Annotated in this window: 16 protein-coding genes; 14 read left to right on the forward strand and 2 right to left on the reverse strand. The window is 41.9% G+C overall.

Features of this window, described 5'->3' with window-relative positions; genetic code table 11:
* The first annotated feature begins 187 nt into the window (after positions 1 to 187).
* From hemE to ISX45_RS00680, 9 genes are all read left to right on the forward strand, one after another.
* Positions 188 to 1,234 carry a uroporphyrinogen decarboxylase gene (gene hemE, locus ISX45_RS00640; RefSeq protein ID WP_181555676.1) on the forward strand — a complete coding sequence of 349 codons (1,047 nt, stop codon included), beginning with the start codon at positions 188 to 190 and terminating at the stop codon, positions 1,232 to 1,234.
* Positions 1,235 to 1,238: 4 nt separating this feature from the next.
* Entirely contained in the window at positions 1,239 to 2,174 is a 936-nt protein-coding gene (hemH, locus tag ISX45_RS00645) for a ferrochelatase (protein WP_181555677.1), read from the forward strand.
* Positions 2,175 to 2,190: 16 nt separating this feature from the next.
* Positions 2,191 to 3,615 carry a protoporphyrinogen oxidase gene (hemY, locus tag ISX45_RS00650; protein WP_181555678.1) on the forward strand — a complete coding sequence of 475 codons (1,425 nt, stop codon included), beginning with the start codon at positions 2,191 to 2,193 and terminating at the stop codon, positions 3,613 to 3,615.
* Positions 3,616 to 3,712: 97 nt separating this feature from the next.
* Positions 3,713 to 4,285, forward strand: a complete 573-nt coding sequence (locus ISX45_RS00655; protein WP_181555679.1) for a TetR/AcrR family transcriptional regulator — start codon at positions 3,713 to 3,715, stop codon at positions 4,283 to 4,285.
* Between the two features lie 75 nt (positions 4,286 to 4,360).
* The gene (locus ISX45_RS00660) at positions 4,361 to 6,766 is read left to right on the forward strand and encodes a YhgE/Pip domain-containing protein (protein ID WP_194520581.1); all 2,406 of its coding nucleotides are present in this window, start codon (positions 4,361 to 4,363) and stop codon (positions 6,764 to 6,766) included.
* A gap of 416 nt (positions 6,767 to 7,182) precedes the next feature.
* Positions 7,183 to 8,196, forward strand: coding sequence for a LacI family DNA-binding transcriptional regulator (locus tag ISX45_RS00665; protein WP_181555681.1), 1,014 nt, complete (start codon positions 7,183 to 7,185; stop codon positions 8,194 to 8,196).
* A 57-nt stretch (positions 8,197 to 8,253) separates the two neighbouring features.
* Positions 8,254 to 9,561 carry an ABC transporter substrate-binding protein gene (locus ISX45_RS00670; RefSeq protein WP_181555682.1) on the forward strand — a complete coding sequence of 436 codons (1,308 nt, stop codon included), beginning with the start codon at positions 8,254 to 8,256 and terminating at the stop codon, positions 9,559 to 9,561.
* Between the two features lie 68 nt (positions 9,562 to 9,629).
* The gene (locus tag ISX45_RS00675; protein ID WP_194519718.1) at positions 9,630 to 10,967 is read left to right on the forward strand and encodes a carbohydrate ABC transporter permease; all 1,338 of its coding nucleotides are present in this window, start codon (positions 9,630 to 9,632) and stop codon (positions 10,965 to 10,967) included.
* 15 nt (positions 10,968 to 10,982) lie between these two features.
* Positions 10,983 to 11,810, forward strand: coding sequence for a carbohydrate ABC transporter permease (locus ISX45_RS00680; protein WP_181555684.1), 828 nt, complete (start codon positions 10,983 to 10,985; stop codon positions 11,808 to 11,810).
* Between the two features lie 92 nt (positions 11,811 to 11,902).
* On the opposite strand, the gene yhfH is transcribed toward ISX45_RS00680, so the two are convergent.
* Positions 11,903 to 12,040 carry a protein YhfH gene (gene yhfH, locus ISX45_RS00685; protein WP_194519719.1) on the reverse strand — a complete coding sequence of 46 codons (138 nt, stop codon included), beginning with the start codon at positions 12,038 to 12,040 and terminating at the stop codon, positions 11,903 to 11,905.
* 150 nt (positions 12,041 to 12,190) lie between these two features.
* Between yhfH and ISX45_RS00690 the strand changes: the two genes are divergently transcribed.
* On the forward strand, positions 12,191 to 12,925 hold the full coding sequence (locus tag ISX45_RS00690; RefSeq protein WP_181555686.1) for an MBL fold metallo-hydrolase: 735 nt from the start codon (positions 12,191 to 12,193) through the stop codon (positions 12,923 to 12,925).
* Between the two features lie 94 nt (positions 12,926 to 13,019).
* Here the strand turns inward: ISX45_RS00690 and ISX45_RS00695 are convergent, their stop codons facing one another.
* The gene (locus tag ISX45_RS00695; RefSeq protein WP_194519720.1) at positions 13,020 to 13,262 is read right to left on the reverse strand and encodes a hypothetical protein; all 243 of its coding nucleotides are present in this window, start codon (positions 13,260 to 13,262) and stop codon (positions 13,020 to 13,022) included.
* A gap of 937 nt (positions 13,263 to 14,199) precedes the next feature.
* On the opposite strand from ISX45_RS00695, the gene ISX45_RS00700 reads away from it, so the two are divergent.
* The 4 genes from ISX45_RS00700 to ISX45_RS00715 all read left to right on the forward strand — a co-directional run bounded on the left by ISX45_RS00700 (position 14,200) and on the right by ISX45_RS00715 (position 18,698).
* Positions 14,200 to 15,744 carry a fatty acid--CoA ligase family protein gene (locus ISX45_RS00700; RefSeq protein ID WP_194519721.1) on the forward strand — a complete coding sequence of 515 codons (1,545 nt, stop codon included), beginning with the start codon at positions 14,200 to 14,202 and terminating at the stop codon, positions 15,742 to 15,744.
* Between the two features lie 142 nt (positions 15,745 to 15,886).
* Positions 15,887 to 16,876, forward strand: coding sequence for an ABC transporter substrate-binding protein (locus tag ISX45_RS00705; protein ID WP_194519722.1), 990 nt, complete (start codon positions 15,887 to 15,889; stop codon positions 16,874 to 16,876).
* 57 nt (positions 16,877 to 16,933) lie between these two features.
* Complete coding sequence (locus ISX45_RS00710) at positions 16,934 to 17,938, forward strand: ABC transporter permease (protein WP_194519723.1); 1,005 nt, start codon at positions 16,934 to 16,936, stop codon at positions 17,936 to 17,938.
* Positions 17,904 to 18,698: an ABC transporter ATP-binding protein gene (locus ISX45_RS00715; RefSeq protein WP_194519724.1), complete on the forward strand. Its 795-nt coding sequence runs from the start codon at positions 17,904 to 17,906 to the stop codon at positions 18,696 to 18,698. Before ISX45_RS00710 ends, ISX45_RS00715 begins: the two co-directional genes overlap by 35 nt.
* Positions 18,699 to 18,753 lie beyond the last annotated feature (55 nt).

Raw genomic sequence — 18,753 nt, forward strand, 5'->3', positions numbered from 1 at the left:
TTTTGACAGTTTCGCTTCTTCCCTATACATTGTCGCAAGAACTTTGTATAGTTGTAATTGTACTTATAATATAAACTTGGCGTAGCGCCAAGTTTTCTTTTGCCAAATAAAGTGGACAAGTCATTTTTCTTTTAGATAGAAGTGTTTGTTGATACGATAGAAGTGAGAGTCAGAAAGGCGGATGAATATGACAAAAGCGATCAATGATACATTTTTACGCGCTTGTCGCGGTGAGAAGACCGATTATGTTCCGGTTTGGTATATGAGACAAGCAGGCCGTTCACAGCCGGAGTATCGCGCGTTAAAAGAAAAATACTCTTTATTTGAAATTACGCATCAACCAGAGCTTTGTGCCTATGTTACCCGTTTACCGGTCGAACAGTACAATGTCGATGCGGCGATTTTATATAAAGATATTATGTCACCGCTTCCAGCGATTGGGGTAGATGTAGAGATTAGAGGGGGAATCGGGCCGGTGATTGCTAATCCGATTCGTTCTCTTGCGGATGTGGAAAGACTCGGTGAAATCCATCCAGAAGAAGACGTTCCGTATGTGTTAGAAACGATTAGGCTGCTCACAACGGAACAATTGAGCGTGCCGTTAATCGGTTTTGCCGGTGCTCCATTTACATTAGCAAGCTATATGATTGAAGGCGGACCATCGAAAAACTATAATAAAACAAAAGCATTTATGTATGCAGAGCCAAAAGCGTGGTTTGCGTTAATGGACAAGCTTGCGGAGATGACGATTCGCTATGTCAAAGCGCAAATTCATGCTGGTGCCAAAGCGATTCAAATTTTTGATTCATGGGTAGGCGCTGTGAATGTTGAAGATTATCGCTACTTTATTAAACCAACGATGGAACGCATTTTCTCCGCATTGCGGGAAGAAAACGTCCCGCTCATTATGTTTGGAGTCGGGGCAAGCCATTTAGCGAAAGAGTGGAATGATTTGCCGCTTGATGTCGTTGGATTAGATTGGCGGTTGCCGATTCGTGAGGCGCGCGCGAACGGAATTACAAAAGCGATTCAAGGAAATTTAGACCCGGCGGTGCTGTTGGCACCTTGGGACGTTATCGAGGCGCGGGTGAAAGAGATTTTAGACCAGGGTATGGAGAAGCCGGGGTATGTGTTTAACTTAGGTCATGGAATTTTCCCAGACATTCAGCCGGAAACGTTAAAACGATTAACAGCGTTTATTCACGAATATACATCACGACAATGGAAGGTGTAGAGAAATGACAAAAAGGAAAATGGGGCTACTTGTCATGGCGTATGGCACCCCCTACAAGGAGGAAGACATTGAGCGTTATTATACGCATATTCGCCACGGCAGAAAACCTTTGCCTGAACTATTGCAAGATTTAAAAGAACGTTACGAGGCGATTGGCGGTATTTCTCCGCTCGCTAAAATTACATTAGAACAAGCCAAACAATTGGAAAAACGATTAAACGACATTCAAGACGAAATCGAATTTCACATGTATTTAGGACTAAAACATATCGAGCCGTTCGTAGAAGACGCGGTCCGGCAAATGTATGAGGACGGAATTAGGGAAGCGGTGAGCATTGTTCTTGCTCCGCACTTTTCGACGTTTAGCATTCAATCGTACAACGTGCGTGCCAAGGCGGAAGCAGAAAAGTTAGGTGGTCCAGTGATCCACACGATTGATAGTTGGTATCAAGAGCCGAAATTTATTGACTATTGGGTCGAAAAAGTGAGAGAAATTTATGCCACCATGAGTGATGATGAACGGGAAAAAGCCGTGCTCATTGTGTCCGCTCATAGTTTACCAGAAAAGATTATTGCAAGCGGTGATCCGTATCCTCAACAATTGCAAGAAACAGCAGATTTGATTGCGAAAAAAGCAGATGTACCACATTACGCGGTGGGTTGGCAAAGCGCTGGAAATACGCCGGAGCCTTGGTTAGAACCGGACGTACAAGATTTAACAAGACAATTGCACAAAGAAAAAGGATATACGACTTTTGTCTATATTCCGGTCGGATTTGTTGCTGATCATTTAGAAGTGCTTTATGATAATGATATCGAATGCAAAAATGTAACTGATGAAATTGGAGCAAAGTATTACAGACCGGATATGCCGAATGCGCAACCACAGTTTATTGACGCATTAGCGACGGTCGTTTTAAAGCGTGTAAAACTCCTATAAAGAAGGCGATGAAACAGTGAGTGAGGATAAACGAACGGTTGTCATTATTGGGGGCGGAATTACAGGAATTGCGGCCGCCTATTATTTACAAAAGGCTATTAAGGAGCAACAGCTCCCCATGGAATGCAAATTAGTAGAAGCAACTCACCGATTAGGAGGAAAAGTCCAAACAGTTATTCGTGACGGGTTTGTGATCGAGCGCGGTCCTGACTCATTTTTAGCAAGAAAATTAAGCGCGTCACGTCTCGTTCATGAGGTGGGATTACAAGACGAAATTGTTCATAACGCAACAGGAAAATCGTATATTCTTTTGAAGGGAAATTTGTACCCGATACCGGGCGGGGCCGTGATGGGTATTCCCACAAAAATCGCTCCATTTGTAACGACGGGGTTATTTTCCCCATTTGGAAAATTGCGTGCTGCTTTCGACTTCATTTTACCGCCGACAAAGGCGGAAGGCGATTTGTCTTTAGGACAATTTTTCCGCAGAAGACTTGGAAATGAAGTCGTCGAAAACTTAATTGAACCGCTTTTATCAGGCATATATGCCGGCGATATCGACCAGCTTAGTTTAATGGCGACGTTCCCGCAGTTTTTCCATGTTGAACAAAAGTATGGCAGCCTTGTGTTAGGGACGAAACGAACAACGCCAAAAGCGGAGAAACAGCGAAAAGGAGCGTTTCAAACATTAAAAACAGGGCTGCAATCATTGGTCGATGAAGTCGAAAAGAGATTAGAGCCGGGAAGTGTCATAAAAGGAGTTCGCGTTGAAACGGTAGAAAGACAAGGAACAAAATATCGTTTGTGGCTAAGCAACGGCGACGTATGGACAGCTGATAGCGTGATTGTGGCGACTCCGCATCAAACGGTACCGACGATGTTTTCCGATTATCCGTTTTTTGCTCCGTTTAAATCAGTGCCATCAACGTCGGTAGCAACGGTTGCTCTTGCATTTTCCGAAAGTGCAATTGAACAAGACATTGATGGTACAGGATTTGTTGTATCGCGCCGAAGCGATTATACGATTACCGCTTGCACATGGACGCATAAAAAGTGGCCACATACCGCGCCAAAAGGAAAAGCGTTGCTGCGTTGCTATGTCGGACGGCCGGGAGATGAGGCAATCGTCGAACAGTCCGATGATGAAATTGTCAATGTCGTCATGGACGACTTAAACAAAATTATGCGCATTGCCGGGCGTCCTGAATTTTCGATCGTATCAAGGTGGAAAGAAGCAATGCCGCAATATACGGTCGGACATAAAGAGCGGCTTGAGAAGGTGAAAGCAAATATGGCAGAAGCGCTTCCGGGCGTGTTTTTAGCAGGAAGCTCATATGAAGGATTAGGCTTGCCAGATTGCATTGACCAAGGCGAAGAAGCGGTGAAAAAAGTGCTTGATTATTTACGAGTGCATAAGCGGGAAACCGTGGAGGTTAACTAATAAGGAGTTAACCTCTTTATTTTTATCAACCAATGTGGTATGATAATTTTACGGAATGACCAAAATGTTCATTTAGTCAATTAAAAGGATGAGGAACATGGCAGTCGATCGAAAACAACAAATTATTGATGCAGCAACAAAATCTTTTTCCTTGTTCGGGTATAAGGCAACGACGATGGAGCAAGTGGCAAAACTTGCGAATGTAGGAAAAGGGACAATTTATACGTTTTTTAAAAACAAAGAGGATTTGTTAGACGAAATTATCTCCTCGCTTATTTTAGAAATAAAAGAAGCGGCAGAGCAGGCAATGGATCCCGATCGTCCGTTTTTTGAAAACGTTCATCGCGCTTTATATCGCATTTCGGAGTTTCGCAAACAGCATCAATTAACAGTGAAGCTTCTTCAAGAAGTTCGCGATATCGGAACACCGGCTGTTCAAGAAGTGATGAAAAAATTGGATCGGGCGATTATCGCCTACATTCGTGAGAAAATTGACATCGCCATAAAAAAAGGGGAAATTCGCAATTGTGATGCCGAAATCACTGCCTTTTTAATGCTAAAAGTGTATCTTGCCTTAATTGTTGATTGGGAAAAAGAACATGAGCCGCTAACAAAAGAGAAAATCGCTGAATTATTTGAGTTGTATTTTCTAAAAGGATTGTCGAAATAGATAGTCCTTCTTCTTTTTAACATAAAATGACTAAATGGACAAAACGGTCAATCGTACAAAGGAGGGGAGTGTTTGATGCGAGGGGTTTCATTATTTTTACAAGAACTAAAGACAATTATGATGAATCGCAAAATTATGATTCCTATTATCGCTATTTTGTTTATCCCTATTATGTATAGCGGAATGTTAATATGGGGATTTTGGGATCCGTATGGCCACTTAGAGAGATTACCAGTCGCTGTGGTCAATCAAGATCAAGGCGCAACATTGAATGGAGAACAGTTGAAGATCGGTGACGATCTAGTGGAGAATCTAAAAAAGAAAAAGCAGTTTTCTTGGGAATTTGTTGACGAAAAAGAAGCGGAAAAGGGGTTGAAAAACCGTAAATACTATCTAGTTATCAAAATTCCAGAAAACTTTTCAAAGTATGCAACGACGTTGCAGGATGAACATCCTCATAAAATGGAACTCATTTATATGCCGAATGAGAGCATGAACTTTTTGGCAGCGCAAATTGGAAATAAAGCCGTTGAAAAACTGAGAGAAGACGTTGCTGATACATTGACGGAAACATACGCCGAAACGATGTTTCAAAATATCAAGAAGTTGGCCAAAGGACTCGAATCAGCAAGCGAAGGAGCAAAGAAACTGCATGATGGCATTGATTCCGCCAAACAGGGAGCGATAAAGCTAAAGGATGGGGTTGATTCGGCCAAAGCTGGTACACACGAGCTTCACAGCGGTGCGCTCTCTGCGGAGCATGGCGCTCAAGAAATGTACACACATTTAAAAACGATGGCTGAAAAATCATTGGTTTTCAAAAGTGGATTACAATCCGCTAGTTCCGGAGCTGAGCGTCTAAGCGGCGGAATGAATCAGCTCAATGCTGGTTTTGCCCGCTTGATCGAAGGACAAGAGAAATTGTTTGATGGTGCAGAAAAAGCGAGAGATGGTTCTCAGCAACTGTCTGATGGATTAAAGCAATCTCTTTATGGGATGAAACAAATGAATGAAAAAACCCCTCAGCTCGCAAACGGAGCAGCACAATTACGAAGCGGAGCTAGCAATCTGTCTGCATCACTAGGACAATGGGCGCAGGGAGCAGAACAAACAAAAATGGGGGCAGCACAGGTAAGTACTGGACTTGAACAACTGACAGCCCGGCTTGATAATATGATCGCCCAAACGTCCGATCCACAGCAAAAAGCAGCACTTGAAGAATTGCGAGCGAGCGTGGGGCAACTCGCTGATGGAAGCAAACAAGTAACCAACGGTATAAGCCAACTTTCCGAAAACGCTACAGCATTGAAAGAAGGGGCTGATCAGCTTTCTTCTGGAGCAGCGCAATTGCATAACGGAACGATTGCTTTGAGCGACGGTCTCAAACGATTAGAAGCAGGACAAGAGCAACTCACTACAGGGGCAGAAGCATTAGCCGATGGACAGAGAGAACTTGTACAAGGGTTAGCGACATTCGGTGAAAAAATGAATGAAGTGAAAAGTGGAATGACTCAGCTTATGAATGGAAGCGGACAATTATCAGCCGGCCTACATGAGCTTGCTTCCGGTTCTGATAAACTGCAAGATGGTACAAATCAGCTTGCAGCCGGATCTGGGCAATTGGCAAGCGGAATGGGAAAACTCACGAATGGATTAGGAAACTTATCACATGGAATGGAGCAGCTCTCTAACGGATCTGACCAATTAACGGAAGGAATGACGACGCTAGACAAAGGTTCTAATGAATTGGCAGCCAAGTTGAACGATGGAGCCAAAGATGCTAACAATGTGAAAGCGAACAAAGATGTATACGATATGTTCGCGAAACCGATTAAAATTAAAAACGAAAAATTAAACGAAGTGCCTAACTATGGAACGGGGATTGCTCCGTACTTCTTATCGTTAGGATTGTTTGTTGGCGCCTTACTCGTATCGATCGTGTTCCCTCTTCGTGAACCTGCAGGCACACCGAAAACGGGAATAAGTTGGTTTATTAGCAAGTTCGGTGTTCTAGTTATGATCAGCATCATTCAATCGTTGATAGCCGATACGATTTTACTTGCAGGGGTAGGCATTGAAGTGCAAAGTATAGCAAGATTTATCGTATTTACGATCATCACAAGTTTAACGTTCATGGCGTTAATTCAGTTGCTTGTCACAACGTTAGGTGATCCGGGAAGATTTTTAGCAATCATTATCTTAATCTTACAATTAACAACAAGTGCTGGTACCTTCCCATTAGAGTTAATTCCAAAAGTGTTGCAACCGATCCACAGCTGGTTGCCAATGACGTATTCCGTAGCCGGCTTCCGTTCTGTCATTTCGAGTGGTGATTTTGCGTTTATGTGGAAAAATGCATATACTTTACTTGCTTTTATGATCGTGTTTGCTCTCGGAACAATCACTTACTTTACAATACAACATAAACGACAATTTTACAAAGCAGTACAAGATATGTCAGAAACTCCTAAGGCATTGTAGCCTTTAGGAGTTTTTTTAGATTAAGAAAGTATAAATGCGAAACGGAAATTTATCTAGCTCCAACACCCAAGCAGTTCGCTTCTTGAAATGATATAGATGCAAAACTTGCTTAAAGCATGGCTTAGAAAACGATGATTTAAGCTGCACTGGGGCCAATCAGTCTCCTTGGAGCGACAAGAACACCTTTGAGTGAGAGAACATTTGCTTCTCACGGAATTCCGCTGTTTGTGCGCAGGATGCGGGGAGTTTTTAGGAGAAATTGAAGAGATGGCGTTTTTCTTATTTAAAAAATTTTTTGAAACTTTGAAGATTATTAGTTGAATATTTAGATAAAGTACATTATAATCCGAATATGAAAACGGTTTCAAAAACCTGGGGAGGTGTTACATTTTTGCAAGCGTAAGGGGGAAGAAATTATGTCAACCATTGAAGACGTCGCTAAATTGGCAGGACTATCGCGGACAACCGTCTCAAGGGTGATCAACAACCATCCGTATGTTTCTGAAGAAAAGCGGAAACTGGTGATGGAAGCGATGGAGAGACTCGGTTATGTTCCGAATTCTTCGGCAAGAAGTTTGCGGAGCCAAAAAACAGAGCTGATAGCATTATTTGTTCCGCGAATTATGAACCCATTTTTCAGCCAATTAGTCGAGTCGATGGAAATCGCTGCTGCTGAGCACAATTATCAATTGATTATTTGCCAAACAAGATACTCATCAGAAAAAGAATTAAACTATATGAATCTTTTAAAAACCAAGCAGGTCGACGGGGTGATTCTCGCGTCGATTCAAAATGATTGGGAAGTGCTCGAGCCTTTTTTAGACTATGGTCCAATCGTTCTATGCAACGAATTTGATGAACAAGCGAATGTCCCATCAGTCATGCTTGATCAAGTGCATGGTGGATACATAGCAACAAAGCATTTGCTTGAACAAGGTCATCGCCGCATTGCCTATTGTCGTGGCAGCACGCGGAGCAATGTTGCCAATCATCGTGAAATTGGGTTTCGAAAAGCACTTTCGGAATATGGGATTGTTTTCGATGAACAGTATGCATTTCGAGATACGCTTCATAGTGAAGATGGCAGGCGAGTGTTCCATCGAATGCTTTCTCTGTCTGAACCACCAACGGCTGTATTTACCGGTAGTGATGAAGTAGCTGCGGGAATTATTTCTGAAGCGAAAAAGCACGGTTGCAAAGTTCCAGACCATCTTGCGGTTGTCGGTTTTGATAACCAAGCGATTACGCAACTCATGGAACCGACGATTACAACAGTGCACCAGCCGGTGGAAAAAATGGCGCAAAAGGCGCTCGAAGTGATGATTGAAAAAATTCATTCTCGAACGTATCGGCAGCGCGAAATATATAAATTCCCATTAAAGCTAATCATAAGAGGATCTACCGTTACCAACAAGCTTGCAAAATTGTAACAGAGCAATGATGGAACCGTTATCTGAAATCGTTACCATATACAGGGGGGATCAATGATGAAAAAGGCTATGAAATTTTCATCAGCAATGTTAGCGCTTGCTCTTGGGTTAACAGCATGTTCAAACGACAATAATGCAGGCGACAATAAAAAAGACACTACGAAACCAAACGAAAATTCAGGAAAAGTCGTCAAAATTGTGTATGCCCGCGGCCAAGATTCGACAAAAGCAACCGAAAAAATTATCGAAGCGTTTGAAGAATCCCATCCAAACATCAAGGTTGAGTTTCGCGAAATGCCTGCTGACACGGGCAAACAACATGATGCGTATGTCACGATGTTAAACGCTCAGTCATCCGAAATTGATGTCATGGATCTTGACGTTGTCTGGCCGGCAGAATTTGCTCAAGCAGGTTATACGTTGCCATTAGATCGCTTTATCGAACAGGATGGTATTGATTTGAACAAGTACAATCAAGGAGCATTAGCGGCAGGTAACTTTGACGGGAAGCAATGGGCGCTGCCAAAGTTTATCGATGCGGGAATGCTATTCTATCGTACGGACATCATTCCGAAAGATCAAGTACCAAAAACGTGGGATGAGTTACTAGCAAAAGCAAAAGAATATAAAGGCAAAGGCGGAACAAAATACGGGTATTTGATGCAAGCGAAACAATATGAAGGTTTAGTATGTAATGCGGTAGAATTCATCGCTTCGTATGGCGGAAAAATTGTTGACGAAAACAATAACGTTGTCGTTAATAGCCCAGAGACGATTAAAGGTTTGAAGAAAATGGTTGAGATCGTCAAATCAGACGTTGTTCCAAGCAACATTACAACGTTTACGGAGCCTGAATCTCATACGGCCTTTATTGAAGGGCAATCTCCATTCATCCGTAACTGGCCTTATCAATATGCACTAGCGAACGACAAAGAACAATCAAAAATTGTTGGCAAAGTAGGCGTAGCGCCGCTGCCGGCAGGTGATAAAGGTTCAGCGGCAACATTAGGCGGTTGGATGACAGCAATCAATAAATATTCTAAACATAAAAAAGAGGCATGGGAATTTGTGAAATTCATGACAGGTCCAGAGGGACAAAAAATTTCCGCTATTTACGGCGGCTTGGCACCAACTCTTCCAGAATTGTTTAAAGACGCGGATGTTTTAAAAGCGAATCCGTTCTTTGGAGAAGAAGGATTTGTTAAAGCATTAGATGCAGCAGTACCACGCCCTGTTGTTCCAAACTATCCAGAGGTATCTGAAATTATTCAAATTAATGTCTCTAAAGCGATTACAGGGGAAATCACTGTTGAGCAAGCGGTTGCTAATATGGAAAAAGAAATTAAGGCAGCCATGCAAAAATAAGCGCTGTTTCATCAATTTCATTAGCCTTCAGCTCGCTGTGATACAAGCGCTGAAGGCTAATATCCTTTATGCTAGGGGGAAAGCGTGTGAAAAAAGAGAAGTCATTAGGAAACGAGAAGCGTTCAGAGCGTCGATTAGGATATGCGCTTGTTGCTCCGGCGATGTTATTAATTTTAGCGGTCGCTATTTGGCCTGTCATTCAGTCGTTTTATTATAGTTTGTTTGACTATCGATTAAACGATCCGACGAAATCATCGATTCACTTAAACTATAGTCTTGATCTAGAAGGATACTTACAAAACTATCCGTTTTTAGATAGTGCATTAAAACAAGAAATTTCTACTGCCAACGGAGGTGTGAAAGAAACATTAGCGAATGTTCAGCAACAACTCCAACGAATAGATGAGAAAATCCGTTCTGATGAAGAAGTAGCAAAGCGGTACAAACAAGTTGACGAAGCATTGAATAATTTTGAGTCTCCGAGTGATGAGATAAAAATGGTTGAGATAGACAAAGAAGTGGCGGAAAAATTCAACAACACGATTCGCGAAGTGGCAAAAACACTTGGAAAGATGAAAGAAGCAGGTGAACTAAAGCAAGCGGATAAAATAACGGGTCTTGCTCAAGGACTAAAAGGAACGATTATTGAACCAAACTTTGTTGGACTCAAGCACTATAAAGATAATTTTACAGATGATCGACTTTGGAAGGCGCTATGGAATACAACCGTATTTACGGTGATTTCTGTTGCAGTTGAGCTTGTACTGGGATTGGCAATTGCACTTTTAATTAATAAAGCATTTTTCGGTCGAGGTCTTGTACGGGCTACTATTCTGATTCCATGGGCGATTCCAACGGCAGTATCTGCGTTGATGTGGAAATTTTTATATGATGGACAAAATGGAATTGTTGCCAAGTATTTTGCGGATATTGGTCTTATTCATAGAATGGGAGATTTGCTGACGACAGAAGTGGGCGCTATGTTTGCCGTCATTTTTGCTGACGTGTGGAAGACGACTCCTTATATGGCACTATTATTACTTGCGGGTTTACAAACGATCCCAAGTTCTTTATATGAAGCTGCTTCGATTGACGGAGCAACAAAATGGCAGCAATTCATAAAAATTACGTTGCCGTTATTAAAGTCGAGCATTTTAGTTGCACTATTGTTCCGCACGCTTGATGCGTTCCGCGTCTTCGATTTAATTTACGTATTAACTGGCGGAGGTCCAGCGAACTCGACAGAAACGATTTCAATTTTAGCGTATAAAGTGATGTTCTCACAAACGAACTTCGGAGAAGGTTCGGCGTTAGCGGTCATCGTCTTTATTTGCGTAGCCATTATTTCGATTATTTATATTAAATTGTTAGGTGCTGATTTGCTCTCCGATAGTGCGAAAAAATAAAGAAGGGGTGAGATTATGCAGAAAAAAGCAGGCCCGTTATTTTACGTGTTTTTAGCTGTCTTTGTGTTTTTCGTTATGTTTCCATTTTTATGGATTTTGCTTAGTTCGATTAAGCCGTTAAGCGAGCTGTTCGGAGACAGAGCGTTTAACTGGTTTACAAGCCATCCGACATTGAAATCATACGTGTCTGTGTTTGTGAACTATCCGTTTTTACGATATTTATGGAATAGCACCGTTGTTGCGACGATTACGACCGTTTATACGGTATTCGTTGCCGCTTTTGCCGCATATGCGATCGCACGCCTTGAATTTAAAGGAAAAGCGGTTATTCTTGGCATTGTGTTAGCAGTATCTATGTTTCCGCAAATTGCGACGATTTCACCGATTTATATGTTTGTGAAAAAATTTGGCTTAACGAACAGTTATTTAGGTTTAATTATTCCGTATACGACATTTGCGTTGCCGCTATCGATTTGGCTGTTAGTGACGTTTTTCAGAAAAATTCCGTTTGATTTAGAAGAAGCGGCGAAAATGGACGGAGCAACCCCAATGCAGACGTACTTTAAAGTCATTTTGCCATTGGCTGTACCGGGGGTATTCACAACATCGATTCTCGTCTTTATTGCGGCGTGGAACGAGTTTTTATTTTCCTTCACGATTAACACAGCGGAAAAATATAAAACCGTTCCGGTCGGAATTGCGATGTTCCAAGGGCAATATACGATTCCTTGGGGAGAAATCTCCGCGGCAACGGTCATTGTTACGATTCCGCTTGTGATTATGGTGTTATTATTCCAGCGTCGGATTGTATCCGGTTTAACGTCCGGTTCGGTGAAAGAGTAAAGGAAAATATGCAATTGATCCTGATGACATAAGAGAAATCACACTGCATGAAAAAAGGGGATACTCACTGACGGTGAGCATCCCTTTTTTTATTAATGATGATAGATAACGCCTAAACAATCGTTACATTTGTTCCCGTAGCATTCATGCTGTTCTTCGATTTCTTTCCCGCATTCCGCACATTTTTTAGGTGGGATACTTTTGAAAAATTCTAACACTTTTACCAACATCACCATCGCCTCCGTTCTTTTGTTGTTTATATTGTATTATAACAGAATTTGATATGTCAATAACTGTTTTAAAACAAATTTCATCAATGATGCAAAATATTGAGGAATTATGTATGATGAAGAAAAAGCATGTTTTTAAGGAGGAATATAATGAAAGTTACTGTCATTGGATACTGGGGCGGATTTCCGGCAGTGAACGAGGCAACGTCTGGCTATTTATTTGAACATGATGGTTTTCGCTTGTTAGTCGATTGCGGCAGCGGGGTGCTTTCTAAGCTGCAAAATTATATTTCTGTCGAAGAGCTTGATGCTGTTATCATTTCGCATTACCATCATGACCATGTTGCTGATATCGGTCCTTTGCAATATGCACGCCTGATTAAAACAAACCTTGGAGCTTCATTGCACGAACTTCCGATTTACGGCCATTCGTTCGATCGCGACGGGTTTACTCGATTGGCGCATAAAGGAATCACAAAAGCGATCTCATATGATCCTGAGAAACCGCTCGAAGTTGGACCGTTTACGATTCAGTTTATGAAGACGATGCATCCGGTGACTTGCTATGCGATGCGGATTACAGCAGGGGGGACAACGGTCGTATACACAGCAGATTCAAGCTATTTGCCGGAGTTTGTTCCGTTTTCCGAAAATGCTGATTTACTCATTTGTGAATGCAATTTTTATGCAGGTCAAAATGCTGCTCCGGCTGGACATATGACAAGCGAAGAAGCGGCAACCATTGCCCGCGATGCGAATGTCGGCGAGCTTTGGCTTACTCATTTGCCGCATTTTGGCGAATTACCGCAATTAGTAAAGGAAGCAACTGCATTGTTTTCTGGAAAAGTACAACTGGCAAAAACGGGGCTTGTTTGGGAAAAGTAAAAAAATAAAGGTAAGCCCATATTCGTTATGTGAATATGTGGCTTACCTTTTTGTTTTGCTATACTTTTGGATGATGTATAAAGAGATGAAATAACTATTCTTTCTTTAACACGTAAAATAGACCAATAGATAAAAAGATTATCCCTACTGCTCTATATGATGTAGTATAGGCATGCAGCATTTGCATCCACTCGTCTGATTTCACACTTCCTCCTGCTTCACGTGCCCATGCAGAACTTTGCCCTAATTCAGGACTCTTTAAGATGAGAAATAGTCCTATCACACTAATGATAAAAGATATGATTTTAACGAGATTGATATTTTTTAAAGAATTCATCTAAATCCTCTCCTAATTTTGCGACGGTGCTTGTTAAAGAAGAGCGTCTTCAATACCACTTTTTGTTTAATTAACATAGTAATAGTAATATTGATTTTTGACACATCTCCATCCCCAACACGATAATCACTTCAGAAAACGGGGATCATACCAAACATCAAAATTGTATGCATCATACTATGGCCGAGCAACAATGGGGGAAGTTTTCCCAGCTGTCGCTTTAATGTGATAAGAATCGGCAACTTCATGAGACCTTGCTACACTCCACCCCAATTGTGCTGGAACAGTATGCGCGCCAATTCCTGTGTTACAATTGCCATTGCTGCAGCAGCTGTTCCTGCAAAGTTACTTTCTCTGATCATTGTTGAGCCGCATGCATTGCCAACTGTATTGTTTTTTAAATAGTAGCTCCATCATTTACCGATTGGTTTATCTTCAACTCAAAATTTACCAAATGAAACAAATATAATTCTCCGAAAAATGAATTTTTAAGAAAGAGGGGGCAAAACTAGGGTGAAAATAGAGAAACTCATACCAATGAGGTTGTTCAGCCCTGTCATTCTTTAACTGATCAAATGGCTTGCCCGCTCATGTTGTGCAACTGAAACAACTATTTTTCAAACTTTATCTCTAAAAGAATCACCTGACCGTAATATATTTCTATTACTTTATCGAAGATGGATTTTGATTTTCTGGTGGAAGGATATGTGATAAAATCATCTCCTTTGTCGGCGTACGAAAAAAATGAAGATTTCGACATTGTGTAAGCAGGTAAAATAGGAATGAGAGGAAAACAGATTAAAATGAAACCAGATCCTGTATGGATTTGTGTTTTTCTTGCTCATTTCTAATTGTTTACATATAATATAGTTAGAATTTTTCAAATTATGAAATGAATGATTATTCATTCATTATCTTTTATGGGGGAGGGAGTTTCATGAATCTATCATCACGGTTAGCAGAGGTGGCTCAACAATTACCGGATAAGGAGGCGTATGTATACGAAGGGGAACGTTGTACATATGGAGAATTGAATGCGGCGATTTCGAAATTTGCAAGCGGGTTACGCAACATAGGGATTCAAAAAGGGGATCATATTGCGTTAATAGTCGGAAACTCACCGCATTTTGTCATTGGGTTATATGGGGCGTTGCGTTTAGGGGCGACGGTCATACCGATAAATCCGATTTATACGCCAGATGAAATCAGTTATATTTTAACGAATGGAGATGTGAAAGCAGCCATCGCTTTCGATTTACTTGTTCCGTTGTTTGCCAAAATGGAAGCACGTCTGCCGCAAGTTGAACATGTCATCATTTGTGAAACACCACAAGGAAAAGAACAAGGTATTTCATTAACGAAAAAAATGAAATCGTTTACAGATATACTTTTGTCAGGGGATGTTCAATACGAGGGTCCAACGTTAGCCGACGATGATACAGCTGTCATCCTTTACACATCGGGAACAACAGGAAAGCCCAAAGGAGCGATGTTAACGCATAAAAATCTTTATAGAAACGCTCAAGACATTGCAAACTATTTAAAAATCAATGAGGATGACCGCGTCATTGCCACGCTGCCGATGTTTCATGTCTTTTGCTTAACCGTGGCGCTCAATGCACCGCTGATGAACGGTGGTACGGTGCTAATCGTTCCGAAGTTTAGCCCGGCGAAAATTTTCAAACTTGCTCGAGAGCAAAAAGCGACGATTTTTGCTGGAGTTCCAACGATGTATAATTTTCTTTACCAATATGAAGAAGGAAATCCAGATGATTTTCGTACACTTCGTCTCTGCATTTCTGGCGGGGCATCGATGCCAGTAGCGCTGCTCAAAAATTTTGAGAAAAAATTTAGGGTGATCGTTTCAGAAGGATATGGATTATCGGAGGCTTCTCCAGTGACATGTTTTAACCCTCTTGATCGGCCGCGCAAACCCGGTTCGATCGGCACAAGCATTATGAATGTCGAAAATAAAGTTGTCAATGAATTCGGAGAAGAAGTTGCGGTCGGTGAAGTCGGTGAACTGGTCGTCCGCGGTCCGAACGTCATGAAAGGGTATTATAAAATGCCGGAAGAAACGGCGCACGCGATTCGCGATGGCTGGCTGTATACGGGAGATTTAGCAAAAATGGACGAGGAAGGGTACTTTTATATTGTCGACCGGAAAAAAGATATGATTATCGTCGGCGGCTATAATGTCTATCCGCGCGAAGTGGAGGAAGTGTTGTACAGCCATCCTGACGTTATCGAGGCGGCAGTGATTGGCGTGCCCGATCCCAATTTTGGTGAAGCAGTCAAATGTTTTGTCGTCTCCAAAACTCCTAGCCTAACCGAGGAAGAGCTTATTGACTACTGCCGCGAGCGTTTAGCGAAATATAAAGTTCCAAGCTCGATCGAGTTTTTAGAAGAACTGCCAAAAAATACGACGGGGAAAATTTTACGAAGAGCATTGAAAGAGAAATTAACATCCTCTCAGGCGTAAAAAAGTACCGGATTTTCGGTGCTTTTTATTTTTATAATTTTTATATTTTTATGAAAATTATAGTTGAAAGTAGAATAATAAACTTATATAATTTAACACATAAAAGCATAAAAGTGATGAAGTTTTTAAGGGGATGGAGTAAATGAAAAAAGGGATTCAACGCATGGCCATACTGCTGTCCGCTAGCTTCCTGTTGTTAGGTGGATGCGGCGCAAAAGAAACAAGCAAAAATGAAGGTGAAGGTACGAAGACATATAAAATCGGCGTAACACAAATTGTCGAGCATCCTTCATTAGATGCTGCTTTTAAGGGATTTAAGCAAGCACTTAAAGATAAAGGGCTGTCCGTTTCCTATGATGTGCAAATTGCCCAAGGAGACATGAATAACAACCAAACCATTGCGAATAATTTTGTTTCAGATAACGTTGATTTAATTTTTGCCAATTCGACGCCAAGTGCTCAAGCTGCTCTCAATGCAACGAAAGACATTCCGATTGTGTTTACATCCGTGACGGATCCGGTGGGGGCACAGCTTGTGCAATCGATGGAAAAGCCGGGCGGCAATGCGACGGGAACGACTGATACGCATCCGGACGCGATTCCGAAAACGGTGCAATTTATTGACAAGTACATAAAAGGGAACCGTATTGGAATGATTTATAACTCCGGCGAACAAAACTCTGTCGCGCAAGTGGATGTTGTCAAAAAAGCGATGAAAGGAACGGATTTAAAGATTGTTCCTGTTTCGGTATCGACATCAGCGGAAGTCAAGCAAGCGGCTGAATCGCTTGTCGGAAAAGCGGACTGTATTTATATTATTACCGACAATACGGTCGTTTCCGCATTAGAGTCGGTCATTCAAGTGGCGAGCGACCATGATCTTCCTTTATTCGTTGGAGAGCTTGATTCAGTGAAACGCGGCGGTTTTGCGGCTTATGGATTTGACTATTATGATATCGGTTATGAAGCGGGAGAAATGGCTGCAGAAATTTTAACCGGGAAAAAGAAACCGGCCGATTTGCCTGCTCAATATCCGCAGAAGTTGAAATTACTCATTAACAAAAAAGCGGCAAAAGAAATGGGAGTCAAGCTCAATCCAGAGTGGGATTCGATCGCAGAATACATTGAATAATGTACAGCCCCTCCTTGAATATAAGGCGGGGATATTTTTTAAAAGGACGGGGACATCATGTTTACAGCGATTTTTAGTTCGGTGGAAGCAGGATTTATTTATGCCATTATGGCATTAGGAGTTTATTTATCGTTTCGAATTTTAGATTTTCCCGATTTAACTGTTGATGGGAGTTTTGTAACAGGGGCAGCGGTGGCATCGGTATTGATTATTAATGGAACGAATCCGTTCATCGCTTCTGCCGTTGCCCTATTGGCTGGATTTATCGCCGGCTGTGTAACGGGATTATTGCATACAAAAGGAAAAATTAATCCGCTTTTATCAGGAATTTTAATGATGATTGCCCTTTATTCCATTAATCTACGAATTATGGGGCGTTCGAACGTTCCGCTTTTACAGCAAGAAACTGTCGTGACAGTGCTGACGGAAGCGTGGCAAAAGGCAGGGATTGATGAAGCGATTAACCGCGTCATTTCTTTACAGTCATTTGTTCCGAGAACATGGGCAGTTCTGTTCTGTATGGCTCTTACCGTGTTTATCATTAAGTTATTGCTTGATCAATTGTTGAAAACGGAAATTGGTCTTGCATTGCGGGCGACGGGTGATAATAAGCAAATGATTTCGAGCTTTTCCGCCAATCCCGATTTGTTGACGATTTTCGGGCTCGGTTTGTCCAATGCGCTTGTGGCGTTTTCCGGGGCGCTTGTGGCACAATACGGCGGATTTAGCGATGTCGGAATGGGAATCGGCATGATTATTATTGGTCTTGCTTCTGTTATTATTGGTGAAGCGTTGTTTGGGGCTCGTTCGGTTGCCCGCGCCACTTTGGCAGTGATCGGTGGGGCAATTGTATACCGTATCATTTTAGCGCTCGCTTTGCGTGTGCAGTTTTTGGAAACCAGTGATGTGAAGCTGATTACCGCACTGATCGTGATGCTGTCTCTCATCGTTCCAAACGTTTTATCTTCGCAAAAGGAAAAACGGCGCAAAAAGCGGAGAGCACAAGAAAGAGAGAGGGGGGAGCACGTTGCTGGAGCTCAGACAGATTACAAAAGTGTTTAACGAAGGAACAGTCGATGAAAAAGTTGCTTTAAAATCAATCAACTTAACGTTAGCTCCCGGTGATTTTGTGACGATTATTGGCAGCAATGGCGCCGGAAAATCAACGATGATGAACATTATTTCGGGAAAATTGCTTCCTGATACAGGTTCCGTATGGATTAACGGACAAGAAGTGACGCAGCTAAGCGAGCACAAACGGGCCCGCTACATTGGTCGCGTGTTTCAAGATCCTCTTGCTGGCACGGCACCAAATATGACGATTGAAGAAAATTTAGCGCTTGCGTACAATCGAACGAAGCGGCGGACATTGAAGTTTGGAGTGACAAAACAGCGCCGTGAATTTTTCCGAGAGGCGTTAAAAACGTTGCAGCTAGGATTGGAGAATCGATTAACGGCAAAAGTCGGATTGTTGTCAGGCGGTGAGCGTCAAGCATTATCGCTATTGATGGCGACATTTACAAAGCCGGATTTGCTTTTGTTAGACGAACATACAGCAGCGCTTGACCCGGCGCGGGCTGAGCTTATTACCCAACTGACCAAAGACATGGTTGAAAAATTACAATTAACAACATTGATGGTGACCCACAACATGGAACAGGCGCTTCGATTAGGGAACCGTTTAATTATGATGGACCAGGGACAAATTATTTTCGAAGCGAGCGGAAAAGAAAAACAATCATTAACGGTTGAGAAGCTATTGCAAGAATTCCAGCGCATTCGCAGCAGTCACTTTGCAAGTGACAGGGCGATGTTAGTATAAGTTGGTATGAAAAAGAGGATGTCTCATAAGTTGATGAAATATCCTCTTCTTTCGT

It is taken from the genome of Thermaerobacillus caldiproteolyticus (genome assembly GCF_015326725.1).
GTDB classification, from domain to species: domain Bacteria; phylum Bacillota; class Bacilli; order Bacillales; family Anoxybacillaceae; genus Thermaerobacillus; species Thermaerobacillus caldiproteolyticus.

Coding starts and splice junctions, on each gene's coding strand:
- hemE (WP_181555676.1), top strand. CDS start 188: ATGACAAAAGCGATCAATGATACATTTTTACGCGCTTGTCGCGGTGAG.
- ISX45_RS00695 (WP_194519720.1), bottom strand. CDS start 13,262: ATGAATTCTTTAAAAAATATCAATCTCGTTAAAATCATATCTTTTATC.
- ISX45_RS00655 (WP_181555679.1), top strand. CDS start 3,713: ATGGCAGTCGATCGAAAACAACAAATTATTGATGCAGCAACAAAATCT.
- ISX45_RS00705 (WP_194519722.1), top strand. CDS start 15,887: ATGAAAAAAGGGATTCAACGCATGGCCATACTGCTGTCCGCTAGCTTC.
- yhfH (WP_194519719.1), bottom strand. CDS start 12,040: ATGTTGGTAAAAGTGTTAGAATTTTTCAAAAGTATCCCACCTAAAAAA.
- ISX45_RS00665 (WP_181555681.1), top strand. CDS start 7,183: ATGTCAACCATTGAAGACGTCGCTAAATTGGCAGGACTATCGCGGACA.
- ISX45_RS00660 (WP_194520581.1), top strand. CDS start 4,361: ATGCGAGGGGTTTCATTATTTTTACAAGAACTAAAGACAATTATGATG.
- ISX45_RS00670 (WP_181555682.1), top strand. CDS start 8,254: ATGAAAAAGGCTATGAAATTTTCATCAGCAATGTTAGCGCTTGCTCTT.
- ISX45_RS00675 (WP_194519718.1), top strand. CDS start 9,630: ATGCTAGGGGGAAAGCGTGTGAAAAAAGAGAAGTCATTAGGAAACGAG.
- ISX45_RS00680 (WP_181555684.1), top strand. CDS start 10,983: ATGCAGAAAAAAGCAGGCCCGTTATTTTACGTGTTTTTAGCTGTCTTT.
- ISX45_RS00710 (WP_194519723.1), top strand. CDS start 16,934: ATGTTTACAGCGATTTTTAGTTCGGTGGAAGCAGGATTTATTTATGCC.
- ISX45_RS00690 (WP_181555686.1), top strand. CDS start 12,191: ATGAAAGTTACTGTCATTGGATACTGGGGCGGATTTCCGGCAGTGAAC.
- hemH (WP_181555677.1), top strand. CDS start 1,239: ATGACAAAAAGGAAAATGGGGCTACTTGTCATGGCGTATGGCACCCCC.
- ISX45_RS00700 (WP_194519721.1), top strand. CDS start 14,200: ATGAATCTATCATCACGGTTAGCAGAGGTGGCTCAACAATTACCGGAT.